Below are 14,453 nucleotides of genomic sequence, written 5' to 3' on the forward strand. Positions count from 1 at the left end.
ACCGGCCCCGGACCGACACCCGGATCGACAGGAGAGTGGAACGGCATGAGTGCAGAATCAGAGCGGGAACCCGTCGTGACGGGCACCTACCAGCCCAGCGGGACGTTCCTGCACACGTCCGCCGGCGCGCACGCCCAGAAGTTGATGCCGGTTCTGGACAAGTACCCGGTCGACGCCGGGGAGGTGGAGTCGCGGCTGCCGCCGAAGCGCGTCCTCAACCCCAGCTGCTTCTATCCGGACACGACCCCCACCGTCGTCGAGCAGATGAACCTCGACGACGGCCTCGCCGACAACCTGGCCCGGCAGCTGCGGTGCCAGGCCGTCATCCAGGAGAGCTTCGCCGAGGCGTCGATCGGCAACTACTTCCCGCTGTCGACGATGTTCGAGAACTGCGTGCTGTTCATACCGTCGGCCAAACGCTTCTACGACCTGAACCAGGAGATCGTCCACAAGCACTTCCCCGAGGTCGAGACCGCGGTGGTCAATGCCTTCGTGGTCACCGCGAACAAGCGCTCCTACGGTACCCACTCGGCCAGCGGCATCGCGCTGCAGATCCCGTCGCTGGTGAAGAAGCGGCTCGGTTTCCCGACCGAGTACCGCAGTTTCCACACCGCGGTGACGCCGACCCCGCTCGACCGGCAGCCCTTCGTGATCTTCGAAGAGGCCGAGGTCGAGGCGCCGAACCTGCAGTTCGCGTACGAGAAGATCATGGAATACGGCGTGGACAAGGAGGAGAAGGCCGCCGTCGACAAGGCCCTCTACCTGTTCCTGGAGGGCAAGCTCTCCGAGATCGACCTGCCGACCGTGCGCGACTTCCTGATGGCCAAGTACTGGGAGAAGCGGTACGCCGACACGCCGTCTCCCGGCTACTACTGCGACTCGCGGGTCGGTGACGCGCTGGTCTTCGACAACTACCGGGCCCACGGCGACGGCACGCTGCCCGGTTCGCCGAAGGACCGGCTGACGATCGACTTCCGCTGCTTCAACAAGGTGCACTACCCGCCGGGCATGTCCAGCGGCCTCGACTTCATCGTCGACCCGGACGAACGCGACTACCAGATCACCCGCAAACGGGACTCCATCGACTTCCTGCTGACCACACTGGGTTACGAGGACATCGACGAGTTCCTGTACCTCGTGTTCGGCACCCGGCACACCGAACACATCAACCCTTTCGGGCTGATGACCGACCTTCAGTTCGGTGTGTACAACAAGTCCGAGTACCACCTGCTGGACCAGAACCTCGACGCCCACTACGAGCGCGTCGAGCAGCTGTACGACAAGATCGAACGAGACGGCGAGTACGTCCTTCCCGAACGCGCGAAGCAGCGCCTCCAGGCGCTCGCGCAGTAGGGGGACGCAGCATGTCTGACAACACGGTGGTCGCGCGCGCCGAGACGTCGTCGCGCGGCCTCCTCGCAGTTCTGCTGACCGGGGTGTTCATCGCGATCCTCGACGTCGCCATCGCCAACGTGGCGGCGCCGAACATCGGCACCGACCTGCACGCCAGCGGCGCCGAGCTGCAGCTCGTCGTCGCCGGCTACATCGTCAGCTACGCCGTCCTGCTGATCACCGGAGCGCGGCTCGGCGACCTCGCCGGCCGCAGGAGGATGTTCCTCGCCGGGGCCGCCGTCTTCACGGCGGCGTCGCTCGCCTGCGGCGTGGCATGGACGGCTGTGGCACTGATCGTCTTCCGGTTCGTGCAGGGAGCCGGGGCCGCGTTGATGGTGCCGCAGGTGCTCAGCCTCATCCAGCTGAACTTCGCGGGCGCAGCTCGGGCCAAGGCGCTCAGCGCCTACGCCACGGTGATCGCCGGCGGCGCGATCGTCGGCCAGATCGCCGGTGGCGTGCTGGTCAGTGCCGACATCTTCGGCAGCGATTGGCGGCCGGTGTTCCTGGTCAACGTGCCCGTCGGTCTGGTGCTGCTGATCGCCGGAGCGCGCACGCTGCCGAAGGACGCCGGCAATCCGTCCCGCAAGCTCGACCTGCCGGGCCTGGCCACGCTGTCCCTCGCCGTGGTCGCGCTGGTGCTGCCGCTGGTCCTCGGGCACGAGCTGGGCTGGCCCGCGTGGACGTGGGTGAGCCTGGTGCTGAGCGTGGTCTTCACGCTGACCTTCGCAGTGGTCGAAAGCCGGTCGAGCCGGACCGGCGGTTCACCGCTGGTCCATGGTGAGCTGCTGCGCGCGCCCGGCATGGCGGCGGGCGCGCTGGCCCTGCTCGCCGCGACCGCGAACTACGGCGCCATCCTCTTCCTGATCGCGTTCTTCGTGCAGACCGGCCTGGGCCACGGCGCGCTGGCCGCAGGGCTGGTGTTCCTGCCCAGTGCGTGCGCCTTCGGCTTCGCCAGCCTGAACTGGCGCAAGCTGCCCGCCAGATGGCATCGTCTGCTGCCCTCGGCAGGTCTGTTGCTCACCATGGCGGCGCTGATCGGTCTCGCTCTCGCCATGGACTCCGGTCACATCTCCGTCTGGATGGAGATCTGCATCCTGCTCTTCGGGCTCGGCATGGGCTCGGCGTTCAGCCCGCTGTTCACCATCGCCCTCTGGAAGGTGCCACCGGCCAACGCGGCGGACGCCAGCGGCGTGCTGACCACGGTGATGCAGCTCGGCCAGGTCATCGGCGTCGCGGTCTTCGGCTCGGTGCTCCTGAACCTCATGCACGCTCCGTCCGACGCGCCGCACGCCGGCTTCGTCACCGCGATCCTGATGGCCGCCACAGGGGTGCTCGGAGCCCTGATCGCGCTGCGCCTGCCTCACGCGAACAGCACCCATGCGGGGTCGACCAGCTGACCGCCGGGTCCGATAATTCAGAAGACATCAGTCGTCGTTGCATGGGAGAAACATGTCAGGCTCTGTCATCGTCGGTGGAGTGCGCACGCCGATGGGCCGGCTGCTGGGCTCGCTGAAGGACTTATCCGGGGTCGACCTCGGCGGCCTGGCGATCAGGGCGGTGCTCGAGCGCGCGGGCCTCGCGCCGGAGGCCGTGCAGTACGTGATCATGGGTCAGGCGCTGCAGGCCGGTCAGGGGCAGATCCCGTCGCGCCAGGCCGCGGTCCGGGCCGGCATCCCGATGAGCGTGCCGTCCCTGACCGTCAACAAGGTGTGCCTGTCGGGTATGGACGCGATCGCCCTGGCCGACCAGCAGATCCGCCTGGGCGAGTTCGACATCGTGGTCGCGGGCGGCATGGAGTCGATGACCAATGCCCCGCACGTACTGCCCGGCTCCCGCTCCGGCACCAAGTACGGGCCGGTCGAGATGCTGGACGTCACGGCGCACGACGGCCTCACCGATCCCTTCGACCAGATCCTCATGGGTGAGCTGACCGACCGGGACAGCGCGAAGGCCGGCATCTCCCGCGAGGACCAGGACGCGTTCTCCGCGCGCTCGCACCGGCGCGCCGCCGCCGCGATCAGCAGCGGCCGCTTCGCCGAGGAGATCGTGCCGGTCGAGGTCCCGCAGCGCAAGGGCGATCCGGTCGTGGTCGACACCGACGAGGGCGTGCGGCCGGACACCACGGTCGAGGGACTGGCGAAGCTCCGCCCCGCGTTCGGCGCGGACGGCACCATCACCGCCGGTTCGGCCTCGCAGATCTCCGACGGCGCATGCGCCGTCGTCGTGATGAGCAAGGCCAAGGCCGAGGAGCTCGGCCTCGAGTGGCTGGCCGAGATCGGCGCCCACGGCAACGTGGCCGGTCCGGGCAACTCCCTGCTGTCGCAGCCGTCCAACGCGATCAGGCATGCGCTGGGCAAGGAGAACCTGTCGGTCGACGATCTGGACCTCATCGAGATCAACGAGGCGTTCGCGGCGGTCGGCCTGCACTCCGCGCGCGAACTCGGGCTCGGTGACGAGGACATCGAGGCGAAGGTCAACGTCAACGGCGGCGCGCTCGCCCTGGGGCACCCGCTCGGTATGTCCGGTACCCGCCTCGTGCTCACGCTCGCGCTCGAGCTCAGGCGCCGCGGTGGCGGCGTCGGTGCCGCGGCGCTGTGCGGTGGCGGCGGCCAGGGTTCCGCGCTGATCCTCCGCGTCCCGGAAGCGGTGACCGCGTGAGCACGCACCCGGCACGGCGGCTCTGGCACAGCCTGGAGGCGCTCTACCAGCCGGCGCTGTCGGTGGAGCACACCCGGGCCGTCGGGAAGGAACTCGGCCTCCGGGGATTCTGGATGACCTTGATCGCCTTCCGCTCGGCTCCGCTCGGCGCGGTGGACGCCGCGACGGTGGTCGCCACGTTCGGCGGCTTCGCGCCAGAGATGGTGGGCAAGGCCGTCCCCGCCGCGTGGACGCTGGTGCCTCCGGCGACGTGCGTCGAGCGCCGGAACGTTCTTGCGGGCGAGCTGCTCCGGGAGGCCGGCATCACCGACGTGATCGCCGGGCCACTGGTCGCGCGGCTGGCCGCACTGCCGTCCGCGCTCGAGACGACCGGACGCCCGCTCGGTGCCGCCAATGCCGCTCTCCCGCTCCCGGACGACCCGGTCGCGGCACTGTGGCAGCTCGCCAGCACGGTACGGGAACATCGCGGCGACGGGCATCTGGCCGCCTGGGTCGCCGCCGGCGTCACCGGGCTCCAGTCCCATCACATGCTCGTCGCCGACCTCGGTCAGCACGAGATGATGCGCGAGCTGCGGGGCTGGACACCGGAGGAGTGGTCCGAGGCGGCCGAGGCGCTGGTCGCCCGCGGCCTGCTGGACGCCGATTCCGGTGCCCTCACCGCCGCGGGCCGGGAACTGCGCGACAAGGTGGAGCAACAGACGGACGAGCTGTCCTGGTCAGGGGGCCTGTCCGTACTGGGAGAGGAGGGCGTGGACAGGATCTGCGCGGAACTCGCCCCTCTGGCGAGTTCGGTCCGCGGCTCCGGCCTGGCGCCACTGTTCACCTTGCTCGCGGGCAGCGAGGTCTGACGGGCTGTTGCTCTTTCGGCTGTGGCGCGTGCGCTTCGAACGTCCTTCCCGAGATCGGGTGATCGTCGGGCTGAAACGGCATGCAGGCAGGGCCTCTTGGTAGCTCAAAGGTTGCGAAACCGGACGAGTACCAGGAGGCCCTGTTGTCGCGGTTCTACGCCCCCGAGACCGGCCAGTCCACTTCCGCCATCAGATCGTGTGACTGCCTGGCTCACCGGTTTGGTAACGCTGCCGACCACGGGGAGCGGGCCCGCCGGCATCCGAGCGATATGACCGATGAGCGGTGGGCGGTGGGCGGTGGTGCGTGAGGCGATGCCGGTGCCGGCCTGGCTGGAGAGCGGCCGGGGCCGACCGGAGTCGCCGACCTTTAGCTGCGGCGGCACAAGGCACTACGTTGCGGCTGTGATCAACGACGTGGTTCCGCAGAAGGAAGCTCGGTGGGTCGTCCTCGTGGAGGCCGAGACCTGCCCCGGGTACGAGGAGGACCACCGCTGGCAGCTCGTCGCAACGCATGCTGTCCCGGACGGAGGTCGTGCGGCGGCTGACGGACTGGCACGCAAGCTCGCCATGGAGTACGTCCCCAGAGAGGTCAGCGTTGGGCTCGGGAGACACGCCCGCACGCAAGGTGTTCCGAGTCGCCGACGGCTCGTGGCTCGTCGAGGTCCGGGGAATAGACCACAAGGGAATTCTGTGCCGGATAACCACCGCCGAGCTGGTGCGTGAGTGGAAGTACGTGCGTGCCGGGGAGACCTCGGCGGAGCGCAGACGCCGACTGCTGGGCCAGACCTGACAGGCGGACGCAACCGACCGGCCGGGAACGTTTGCCGGGTTGGGTGGTCAGGCCGCTGCCGGTAGCGGTCTGCCGCCCCAGCGGACGCCTTTCCCGCTGCGGATGCGAGCGCGTTCGCGCCGCTGTGCGGCCGGGACCTCTGGGTGTCGGGTGTGCTTGTTGCGCCAGCGCAGGTGGGCGTGCACCATGCTCGGTCTGACGAGCTGCCTCACCGGATCAGCCTTTCAGGCTGTAGAAGTGGATTCGTGTGTTCGGCCTGAATCCGATGCGCGGGTACACGGGGGCTCCGGCGGCGGTGGCGTGCAGCGTGGCGCGGGTCAGCCCGGTGGCCCACGCACCTTCGTAGAGCGCCTTGCGCGTGACCGCTTCGCCGTAGCCCTTGCGCTGCCACCGCGGGTCCGTGGCGACGAAGCAGACGAACAGGCGGCCTTGTGCTTCGACCGTGGCGGCGCACGCCACCGGTTCGTCGCCTCGCATGGCCAGGTAGGCGTGGACCTCGTTCTTCCAGAGCGCGGATCCGACCAGGACGTCGCGGGCTTCCTCCAAGGGGAGTCCGTACGCGCGTGATTGGAGGTCGGCGTAGGCCCGCAACTGCTCGTCGGTGCCGACGCGGGCGAACGTCAGGTCGGGGTGGACCGGCTCGGGGATGGGGAGCAGGTCGCCGGCCATGCCCGTACCGGGGAAGGCGTATTGGAGGCCGGCGTGCTCGGCTGTCGTCTCCAGCGCGGAGCGGGCCTCGTCGTCGAGAAGGTCTTCGAAGAGCCACACGAGGCCCTGGTGCTTCTTCGTCCGCATGATGTCCGCGGCTTGACTCAGACGGTGCTGGAGGAGCTCTGCTCCCGCTTCCGTCTCGGTCAAGGTGATGCAGTTCAAGAACCCGAACCGGCTGTCGGCCCAGCGGACCGCGATGCCCGGAAGGTCACGCACGTCCGCGTCCGTGTCGCGGTCGAGCACCAGGGTCCTCCAGACCGTGGTGAGTTGCTGTACCGATTCGATGGACTCCGCGGATACGGTCACGGTGCCTCCATGACGTGGTGTGCTGGGCAAGGATCCTGAGCGGGTGGTGGATGGCTTGGGTGCCTCTGCGGCAGCGGGGGCTCTGCTTGCGGTATGCGGTTCTGATGTCATCGGATGATGTTCTCGGCCTCTTCGATCTGGTCGTGGGCGTTCGCCGTGCCGGAGCGGGGCACACCGTAGGAACGGCGTCCGAACCGCCACCACGCAGCGGCCATGACGAGGGCCACCAGCAAGGCGACGGGCGTGTAGTTGAAGCTCGTGGCGGTGACCGGGCTGGACTGCGGCAGCAGGAACAGCACTGTTACCCCGGCCGCCCAGAGCACTGCCACCCAGCCGATCGGCCGGCTCCAGCGGCCCAGGTGCCAGGGCCCGGGGGTGAACCGGTCCCGGTGGCGCAGTCGCAGCAGCACCGGGATGGCGTAGGCCGGGGTGAAACCCACGACGGAGATCGCGGTCACCGCCGAGAACGCCGTGGCGGAACACAGGGACGGCAGGGCCAGCACGAAGGCGACACCGACCGCGAGCCAGACAGCGTTGGCCGGGACGGCCGTACGTCGGCTGACCTTCTGCCAACGCGCCGCGCCGGGCAGGGCGCCGTCCCGGGCGAAGGCGTAGATCATGCGACTGGCGGAGGCGGTGACGGTGTAGCCGCACAGGAACTGCGCCACGATGATCACCAGCAGCAACGCCTTCGCCGTCGCCACGCCCAGAGCGTCCAGGAGGATCTGCGCCACCGGCACCCCGGTCTGGCTGCCCAGCGTCCCGGCGTAGTCCTGGATGGCGAACAGCAAGGCGATCAGCAGGATGCCGCCGGCGATCCAGGACACCGCCACCGAGCGGATGATCCCGCGCGCCGCGGCCACGGAAGCCCCACTGGTCTCCTCGCTCAGATGGGCCGAGGTGTCGTAGCCGGCCAGGGCGAAGCACGGCAGCAGCATGCCCAGCAGGATCACGTACACGGGGCTCGACCAGCCGGTGTTGTTGGTGAACTCGGAGAACACGAAGCCGGTCGACTGGTGGTGAGAGGGGATGAGAGTCAGGGCGCCGATGATGACGACGGCCCCGGCCAGGTGCCACCACGCGCTCAGGGACGTCAGGACGTTCATCAGCCGGCTGCCGAAGAGATTCAGGACCGCGTGCAGCGCGAGGATGACCGCGTACATGACCAGCAGGGACCCCGGCGTCGGCACATAGCCGAACTGCAGGTTCGCCCAGGCGGCGGTGAAGGTCGCGATGCCGTAGTCCTGGGCCGCGATCCCGCCGAGCAGCCCCAGAAGGTTGAGCCAGCCGGTGTACCAGCTCCACCGCTCACCGCCGAGCTGGCGGGCCATGTAGTACAGGCCGCCGCTGGTGGGGTAGCGGGAGGTGATCTCGGCCAGTGCCGCGGCCAGGCACAGCACCAGCGGCCCCACGGCGAGCCACCCCCACACCACCACCGCGGGCCCACCGCTGTTCAGGCCGTAGCCGAAAAGCAGCAGCGCCCCGGACATGATGGAGATGACCGACAAGGAAGCGGAGAAGTTACCGAAGGCGCCCATGCGCCGGTGCAGCTGCTGGGTATAGCCGAGCTCCTTGAGTATGCGCTCGTCGTCCTCCAGCGGCTCAGACCGCTGCCGTCGTGCGTGTGCTGATGTACGCATCGAGAATCTCCGCGCAGGGAAGAGCAGAAAGGAAAGGAAAGGGGTGCAGGGTGGCTGCTGGGGCGTCAGTGCGGCACGGCGGCGCCCGCCCGCGGAGCCAACAGGTATTCACGGCCGTCTTCCCGCGTTGGGCGGCGGCTTGATCCGCCGCAGGCAGGCGCTGCGGGGCGCCTCGAACTCCTCCCACCAACGGTCCGGGTCGTGCGTGATGTACTGCCACGGGGCCGGGGTGGTGAAGTCGCCGATGACTTGGGATACGGCAGCCACCTCCTTCGGGAAACCGCCCGCCGCCAGCGCATGGGCCAGATGATTCAGGTCGGTTGCGGAACCGGCCGCCGGATCGCATTGCCGTGCTGCGGCGCCACAACGTGCACGCTGACCGACGCCCTGGAATGGGTTCAGCCACCGGATCATGCCCCCTTGCTCCACTCCTTCAATCCTGCTGGCCGAAGGCAACCCGCCCCCGCTGGGTGCCTTCCGCACCTTCCAGGCGCCCGTCCGGGACATTGCCACGCCCGCTGACACCACACCGCGCACCCCTCGGCGACGGGCATCCCGACCGGGAGGATGTAGCCATGCTGACGTGGGCCCGCATCTACTACCCGGACGAGGACGTCTGGATGTATTTCGAGATCGACACCACCGACGACTGGGCGCCACGCCAGATCGAGATCCGCAGATCCGACGGTCAACCGACCACAGCGGCCTGTCTGGCCGAGGTCATGCACGCACGCGACCACGGCGGCTTCTCGGCGGTGGACCGGTACGAGGGGCGCTATGGAGTCGTCGCCGAAGGCCCGGTGGGCGGATGGGAAGACCAGCCGGAAGCCACCGAGATCACCCAGGCCGAGTTCGAGCAGCTGTGGGAGCGGGCGCGACGAGCCATGGACGACGCCCACGCGGCCGCCCGCCCGCCCGCACCTGCGTAGGCGGAGGAGGAGTCCGAAGATCCCGAGCGCTGGGAGGACAACGGCATGATCGGCGTGCTGTAGCGGCGGGCCGGCGAGCGCCAGCGCACAAGCTCCAGACCCTGCGGAAACGGGCGCGGGCCCAGGAACCGGTAACGTTCCTGGGCCCGCGCTGTTGAGGGGAGATCGCCGTGCTACTGGCCGAGCCATATGGATCCGCCGAGCGTGCCCACCACCTCGACGACGAGTGCGACCAATCCGTAGGAGATCCGCTGAATCGTCAGGCGCAAGCCCCCGCCGCGTACGTCGACAACGGGCGGACCGCGGCTCAGACGACCAGGACCCGGCGCCCCCGGGTGTGGCCGGCGCGGCTGTCAGTGTGCGCCGCCGCTGCCTCGGTACGACTTCTCGACCGGGATGTGGAGCCTGCCCCGGGAGATGAGGTCGACGGCCTCGGCGAGCGCGTCCGGCATGCTCCCGGCCACGTCGGAGAACCGGACGCCGAGCTGCGGTGCACTGAGGTCGGCGATGGAGACGACCTTGCGCGGGTCCCCGGTGAGCTCGACGAGTTCGCGGATCACACCCGAGCCGGCCAGGTCGAGGGCCGCGTCGACCCGGCCCAGGTGCCGCACCCGTTCGACCCAGCCCTCGTTGTAGGTCGTGGCGATGGCGCCCAGGCCGCGCAGGTAGTCCTGGTTCGCAGCCCCGGCCGTGCCGATCACCGTGATGCCGCGCTCGCGGGCGATCTGCAGGACTGCCGACCCGACGCCGCCGGAGGCGCCGCTGACCAGCAGCGTCTGCCCGGGCCGCACGCCGACCTCGCGGATGATGCGCAGCGCGGTCTCCACCACCGACGGGTACCCGGCCGCCTCCTCGAAGGGCGGGGTGCCGCAAGACCCCGCGGGAAGCCAGGTCCCCGCCGCGCTTATCAGTGGTGGGTGGCCTGGCAAGCGGCAACGCTGGGCGGGTCAGTCGTTGAACGCCGTGGCCACGGCATCTCCGAGCTGATTCAAGACGTCCCGTGAGAGCTGCACCGACCCGGTGAACGAGAAGAAAGCGTGGGTGGCACCCTTGATCGGGAGGTGCTTGACCGGCACGTCGGCGTCGGCGAGCTTCTGCGCGTACCGGTCACCCTGGTCCCGCAGCGGATCGTGTTCGGCGGTGACGATGACGGCGGGAGGAAGCCCGGCCAGCTCGTCGGAACGCGCCGGCGAGACGCGCAGGTCGGCGCCTTCGTCGGGCGTGTTGAGGTAAAGGCCCCAGAACCACTCGAGCCAGCTGCGGCTCAGCAGCGGGCCGGCCATGTTCTCGTACATGGAGGGGCTGTCGTCGAACCGGTCGACCGCCGGGTACGCCAGTACCTGCAGTGCGATCCGAGGTCCCCCGCGCCGCTGCGCTTCCTGCACGAGGGCCGCGGCGAGGTTGCCGCCGGCGCTCTCGCCGAACACCGCGATGTTCTGCCCGTCGCCGCCGAAACTTCCGGCGTTGGCCGCGACCCATGTCAGGGCGGCGTAGGCGTCTTCGATCCCCGCCGGGAAGCGGTGTTCGGGCGCGAGCCGGTAGTCGACGGAGACCACGATCGTGCCGGAGCGGTTGGCCATGATGCGGGCGATGTGGTCCTGGCTGTCCAGGTCTCCGAGGACCCATCCGCCGCCGTGGAAGAAGACCGTCACGGGCAGCGGCCCGGAGCGCGGGACGATGGCGGGGGCGTAGACGCGGATGGGGACCTCGAGGCCCTCGGCGGCGGCCACTGCGTCGTGCACGCTGCCGACCGGCTCGGCGTCGCCCGCGAGGAAGGAGAGGCTGCTCACGAGGTCGCGGTTCTCCTTGACCGTTCGACTCTCCGGTGCCGGTTCGCCTCCTTCGGCCAACTTCTCGAGAAGGGCATCGATCTGGGGGTCGAGGGACATGATGAAGACCTTCCTGGAGCTTCCGGAACGACACGGATTGGAATGACTGCTCCAAGTTCTACAAGTCACAGGATTGGAATGGCAATTCCAATCCCGGTACGGTGCGCGTATGAACTCGCCAGTAGACGCCAAAGGGCCGGAGGGGCGCCGACTCACCAAGCCCGGCCGGAAAACCCGTGAACGCATCATCGAGGCCGCCGCGGAACTGATGTTCCACCGCGGTGTCGGGGGTACGAGCATCCCGGACGTCCAGTCGGCCGCCGGGGTCAGCGCGTCGCAGATCTACCACTACTTCGGCGACAAACAGGGCTTGGTCCTGGCCGTCGTTGATTTTCAGACGGACACCAAGCTCGACCAGCAGCGTCCCCTGCTGGACAACCTGGACAGCATCGACGCGCTGCGGGCCTGGTGCGACAGGGCAGCGGACCGACAGGACGCCATGGGGTGGGTAGGCGGCTGCGAGATCGGCTCGCTCGCCAGCGAACTCGCCGAGACCGACCCCTTGGCCCGCACCGACCTTGCCGCGTCCTTCGAGCGGTGGGAAGCACCCATCAGGTCGGGGCTCGCCCGCATGCAGGCTCGCGGCGAGCTGAGCGAGTGCGCCGACGTCACCGCACTGGCCACCGCCCTGCTGGCCGCCATCCAAGGGGGCATGCTGCTGTCCCAGGTCCGCCGGTCGAGCACCGCATACCGACATGCCGTATCGGCGGCGATCGACCACATCGAGAGCTACGTCCCTCAGTAACCGCTCAGGCGCCGCCGCTGGCCCGCCGGGGCGCGGTGCACTGTGTGCGGATCAGCGGGCGATCGAGATCGCGAAGGGCGCGAATCCGCTGGACCGAATCACGTGCGGTACGAAAAGTATCGCGGCCTCCGTGGCGCGGGCGGTCTGGATCCCGCCGAGATCGGTGATCCACTCCTTGCGCCAGCCGAGGTTGATGAGCAGTTCACGGACGGTCTGCTTGGCCTGCGGGTCCTCGCCGGAGAGGAACGCGGTCGGCGCCTGGGTGAGCGTGGCCGGTGCGGTCATCACCGGGAAGAGCATGGTGTTGAGTGTCTTGACGACGTGCGTTTCGGGGAGCGCTTCCTGGAGTTGCTCGGCGAGGCTTGAGCCGGGGTAGATCAGGTCGGCGGGCAGTCCGTCCGGTCCGTCGACGGTGGCGTTGGAGACGTCGACGAGGATCTTGTCGCGCAGTTCGTCGCGCAGGGCGACGAGCCGGTCCAGCGAGCCGGCCCCCGGGGTGGCGTTGATGACGATCTGGGCTGTCCGGGCAGCGTCGGCGGCGGCGCCCGGCGCGCGGTCCGCCACGGTCACCTCATGCCCTGCCCGGGTGAGGGCTGTGGCCAGGTTGCCGCCGACGCGGCCGTTTCCGAGAACTGCGATCGTGGTCATGATGATCTGGTCCTTCCCTGCGGGCAGGTTGTGGTGCGCGGTCAGCGTGAGAGCGTGGCGACGGCCTCGGCGTGGACGCCGGGCGCGGCAGCCAGGAAGCTCTCGCTCTGTGGGGTCCAGGGGCGGCCCCCGGCGTCGGAGATCTGTCCGCCGGCCTCGGTGACGAGCAGCGCCCCGGGCAGCAGGTCCGCGCGGGCGCCGGCGAACTGCCAGAAGGCGTCGATCCGGCCGGCGGCCACGTTCAGCAGGTGCAGGGTCGCGGGCACGGCGGTGCGGACGACGAGCGCGTCGAACAGCATCGCGGTGATCGAGGAGCCGAAGCGCCGCACGACCTTCTCGTCCTCGTCCGGCCGGGCCTGGCTGGTGGCCACGATGCTCAGGCCGAGGTCCGTGGTCTGGGAGACGTGCAGCGGCCGGCCGTCGAGGTAGGCGCCCGCGCCGGTGAGCGCGGTATAGGTCTCGCCGGTCAACGGCAGGTGGACCGCGGTGAGCACCGGCTGGTTCTCACGCACGAGGGTGGCGGTCACCGCCCACTCCGGCAGGGCATGCAGGTGGTTGACGTTGCCTTCGGCCGGATCCACGACCCACCATTCGCCGGGCGGCAACGCACCGCCGTCCAGCTCGTCCTCCACCCAGCCGGCGTCCGGGCGCAGGCGCGTGAGGCGGGGGCGCAGGATGTCGAGGGCCGTGTCGTCGTTGGCGCCGAGCGCGCGCATCAGCTCTTCGCGGGTCTGGTAGCGGACCACCTCGCCGACGCGATGAGCCGGAGTCTGGGCCGAATCCGGCGCACGACCGGAGATCAGATCCTGGTGCGCACCGGCCGCACGATGACCCCGACGCCGTATGCGATCGCCGTCCGGGAACAGGTGCATGAGCTGCTGCACCAGGTCCAGGGGGTGCTGGCACCGAGCCGTGAACTCGATCTGGCAACGTTGGAGCGCACTTTCACACTCCGCTGGCACGATTCCCTCATCGCCTTGAGCGGCCCCGCACTGCTCGCGGCCGTGCGCGGACAGGCGCCGGGCGTGCGATTGCGCTTCGTCGCGGAATCGAGCATCGACACCCCCGAGTTGCGGCGCGGCGAGGTCGACCTGGAGGCGAACGCCAACCGTCCGAGCGCACCGGACATCCGTGCCGAGAACGTGGGCGAGACCCGCCTCGTCATCGTCGTGAGGCAGGAGCACCCCCTCACCCGCGTCAGGACCGTCACCGCAGAGCAGTACGCCGCCGCTGAGCACGTCACCGTCTCGCGACGTGGAAACCTCGGCAATGCCCTCGACGACGCCCTCGCGCGGCTCGGCCTCACCCGCCGCGTGGTGGCGACCGCGCCCACGGAAGCGGCCGCGCTGGAGTTCGCGCGCGGCTCCGATCTCCTGATCAGCGTCCCCGAAGCCACCACGCGCTCAGCGGTCGCCGACCTCGGCCTGGTCGTGCTCCCCCTCCCGCTCGAACTGCCGTCGGCACCGATATACCTGTCGTGGCATCAGCGCTACGACACCGACCACGCCCACGCCTGGCTGCGCGGACTGGCGCGAACCGCGCTAGCCATGTGAGGAGCGTCGCGCTGCCACAGCACGAATACGACGATCAGGATGACGCCGGCGGCGAGGAAGCCCCATGCCATGGGCGAGCCCCAAGAACGGGACTCGGCATGGGAGAACCCGTAGACCAGGGCAAGCAGCCCGGCCGAGATCGTCGCGGCTCCCGGCAGGCCCAGCCTCGTACCGGCCTTGTCCCGGGTGTGAGTCACCAGGGCGCGAGCGGTGACCAGGACCGTGAAGGACGGGGCGAGACCCCCCAGGGCGGAGGCGGCGGCGAAGCCGGCCGCGCGCCCGCGACGCGGTGGCGCGACTCCGTCCTCAGTGACCGCAACGGGTGCGGTGCTCATGACATGGGC

At 69.5% G+C, this 14,453-nt stretch carries 13 protein-coding genes and 4 pseudogenes; 8 read left to right on the forward strand and 9 right to left on the reverse strand.

Translation table 11 applies throughout. From position 1 onward, the window contains the following. Positions 1-45 precede the first annotated feature (45 nt). The 5 genes from LRS74_RS28065 (at position 46) to LRS74_RS28085 (ending at position 5,688) form a co-directional block, all read left to right on the forward strand. Complete coding sequence (locus tag LRS74_RS28065) at positions 46-1,353, forward strand: hypothetical protein (protein WP_277743599.1); 1,308 nt, start codon at positions 46-48, stop codon at positions 1,351-1,353. Between the two features lie 11 nt (positions 1,354-1,364). Next, positions 1,365-2,789, forward strand: a complete 1,425-nt coding sequence (locus LRS74_RS28070; RefSeq protein WP_277743600.1) for an MFS transporter — start codon at positions 1,365-1,367, stop codon at positions 2,787-2,789. Positions 2,790-2,841: 52 nt separating this feature from the next. Then, positions 2,842-4,050 (forward strand): acetyl-CoA C-acetyltransferase, encoded by a 1,209-nt coding sequence (locus LRS74_RS28075; RefSeq protein WP_277743601.1) that lies wholly within the window; start codon positions 2,842-2,844, stop codon positions 4,048-4,050. Continuing rightward, positions 4,047-4,898, forward strand: a complete 852-nt coding sequence (locus tag LRS74_RS28080; RefSeq protein WP_277743602.1) for a hypothetical protein — start codon at positions 4,047-4,049, stop codon at positions 4,896-4,898. Before LRS74_RS28075 ends, LRS74_RS28080 begins: the two co-directional genes overlap by 4 nt. 595 nt (positions 4,899-5,493) lie before the next feature. Beyond that, complete coding sequence (locus LRS74_RS28085; RefSeq protein ID WP_277743603.1) at positions 5,494-5,688, forward strand: hypothetical protein; 195 nt, start codon at positions 5,494-5,496, stop codon at positions 5,686-5,688. Between the two features lie 47 nt (positions 5,689-5,735). On the opposite strand, the pseudogene LRS74_RS28090 reads toward LRS74_RS28085, so the two are convergent. From LRS74_RS28090 to LRS74_RS28105, 4 genes and pseudogenes are all read right to left on the reverse strand, one after another. Further along, positions 5,736-5,873: pseudogene (locus LRS74_RS28090) on the reverse strand (IS630 family transposase); the annotation flags it as partial. A 31-nt stretch (positions 5,874-5,904) separates the two neighbouring features. Further along, positions 5,905-6,705 (reverse strand): GNAT family N-acetyltransferase, encoded by an 801-nt coding sequence (locus tag LRS74_RS28095; protein ID WP_277743604.1) that lies wholly within the window; start codon positions 6,703-6,705, stop codon positions 5,905-5,907. A gap of 107 nt (positions 6,706-6,812) precedes the next feature. After that, positions 6,813-8,345, reverse strand: coding sequence for an amino acid permease (locus LRS74_RS28100; protein ID WP_277743605.1), 1,533 nt, complete (start codon positions 8,343-8,345; stop codon positions 6,813-6,815). 108 nt (positions 8,346-8,453) lie between these two features. Then, on the reverse strand, positions 8,454-8,759 hold the full coding sequence (locus LRS74_RS28105) for a hypothetical protein (RefSeq protein WP_277743606.1): 306 nt from the start codon (positions 8,757-8,759) through the stop codon (positions 8,454-8,456). A gap of 161 nt (positions 8,760-8,920) precedes the next feature. Here LRS74_RS28105 and LRS74_RS28110 point away from each other — a divergent pair, with 161 nt between their 5' ends. Then, on the forward strand, positions 8,921-9,274 hold the full coding sequence (locus tag LRS74_RS28110) for a hypothetical protein (RefSeq protein ID WP_277743607.1): 354 nt from the start codon (positions 8,921-8,923) through the stop codon (positions 9,272-9,274). A gap of 307 nt (positions 9,275-9,581) precedes the next feature. Here LRS74_RS28110 and LRS74_RS28115 read toward each other — a convergent pair. Beyond that, a pseudogene (locus LRS74_RS28115) lies at positions 9,582-10,131 on the reverse strand (zinc-binding dehydrogenase); the annotation flags it as partial. 90 nt (positions 10,132-10,221) lie between these two features. Continuing rightward, positions 10,222-11,163 (reverse strand): alpha/beta hydrolase, encoded by a 942-nt coding sequence (locus LRS74_RS28120; RefSeq protein ID WP_277743608.1) that lies wholly within the window; start codon positions 11,161-11,163, stop codon positions 10,222-10,224. A gap of 109 nt (positions 11,164-11,272) precedes the next feature. On the opposite strand from LRS74_RS28120, the gene LRS74_RS28125 reads away from it, so the two are divergent. Beyond that, the gene (locus LRS74_RS28125) at positions 11,273-11,908 is read left to right on the forward strand and encodes a TetR/AcrR family transcriptional regulator (protein WP_277743609.1); all 636 of its coding nucleotides are present in this window, start codon (positions 11,273-11,275) and stop codon (positions 11,906-11,908) included. A gap of 51 nt (positions 11,909-11,959) precedes the next feature. On the opposite strand, the gene LRS74_RS28130 is transcribed toward LRS74_RS28125, so the two are convergent. Beyond that, the gene (locus tag LRS74_RS28130) at positions 11,960-12,556 is read right to left on the reverse strand and encodes an NAD(P)-binding domain-containing protein (RefSeq protein ID WP_277743610.1); all 597 of its coding nucleotides are present in this window, start codon (positions 12,554-12,556) and stop codon (positions 11,960-11,962) included. A gap of 41 nt (positions 12,557-12,597) precedes the next feature. After that, positions 12,598-13,308, reverse strand: a pseudogene (locus LRS74_RS28135) (3'(2'),5'-bisphosphate nucleotidase CysQ); the annotation flags it as partial. 3 nt (positions 13,309-13,311) lie between these two features. Here LRS74_RS28135 and LRS74_RS28140 point away from each other — a divergent pair. Continuing rightward, positions 13,312-14,109, forward strand: a pseudogene (locus tag LRS74_RS28140) (LysR substrate-binding domain-containing protein); the annotation flags it as partial. Here the strand turns inward: LRS74_RS28140 and LRS74_RS28145 are convergent. Then, a complete protein-coding gene (locus tag LRS74_RS28145; protein WP_277743611.1) occupies positions 14,046-14,444 on the reverse strand; it encodes a hypothetical protein in 399 nt (132 codons plus the stop codon). The pseudogene LRS74_RS28140 and the gene LRS74_RS28145 overlap by 64 nt on opposite strands. Positions 14,445-14,453 lie beyond the last annotated feature (9 nt).

It is taken from the genome of Streptomyces sp. LX-29 (genome assembly GCF_029541745.1).
In the GTDB taxonomy this organism is placed as follows: Bacteria; Actinomycetota; Actinomycetes; order Streptomycetales; family Streptomycetaceae; genus Streptomyces.

Excerpts from the sequence above, each read along its gene's own strand:
- LRS74_RS28120 (WP_277743608.1), bottom strand. The coding sequence starts at position 11,163 with ATGTCCCTCGACCCCCAGATCGATGCCCTTCTCGAGAAGTTGGCCGAA.
- LRS74_RS28110 (WP_277743607.1), top strand. The coding sequence starts at position 8,921 with ATGCTGACGTGGGCCCGCATCTACTACCCGGACGAGGACGTCTGGATG.
- LRS74_RS28070 (WP_277743600.1), top strand. The coding sequence starts at position 1,365 with ATGTCTGACAACACGGTGGTCGCGCGCGCCGAGACGTCGTCGCGCGGC.
- LRS74_RS28145 (WP_277743611.1), bottom strand. The coding sequence starts at position 14,444 with ATGAGCACCGCACCCGTTGCGGTCACTGAGGACGGAGTCGCGCCACCG.
- LRS74_RS28075 (WP_277743601.1), top strand. The coding sequence starts at position 2,842 with ATGTCAGGCTCTGTCATCGTCGGTGGAGTGCGCACGCCGATGGGCCGG.
- LRS74_RS28130 (WP_277743610.1), bottom strand. The coding sequence starts at position 12,556 with ATGACCACGATCGCAGTTCTCGGAAACGGCCGCGTCGGCGGCAACCTG.
- LRS74_RS28105 (WP_277743606.1), bottom strand. The coding sequence starts at position 8,759 with ATGATCCGGTGGCTGAACCCATTCCAGGGCGTCGGTCAGCGTGCACGT.
- LRS74_RS28065 (WP_277743599.1), top strand. The coding sequence starts at position 46 with ATGAGTGCAGAATCAGAGCGGGAACCCGTCGTGACGGGCACCTACCAG.
- LRS74_RS28100 (WP_277743605.1), bottom strand. The coding sequence starts at position 8,345 with ATGCGTACATCAGCACACGCACGACGGCAGCGGTCTGAGCCGCTGGAG.
- LRS74_RS28125 (WP_277743609.1), top strand. The coding sequence starts at position 11,273 with ATGAACTCGCCAGTAGACGCCAAAGGGCCGGAGGGGCGCCGACTCACC.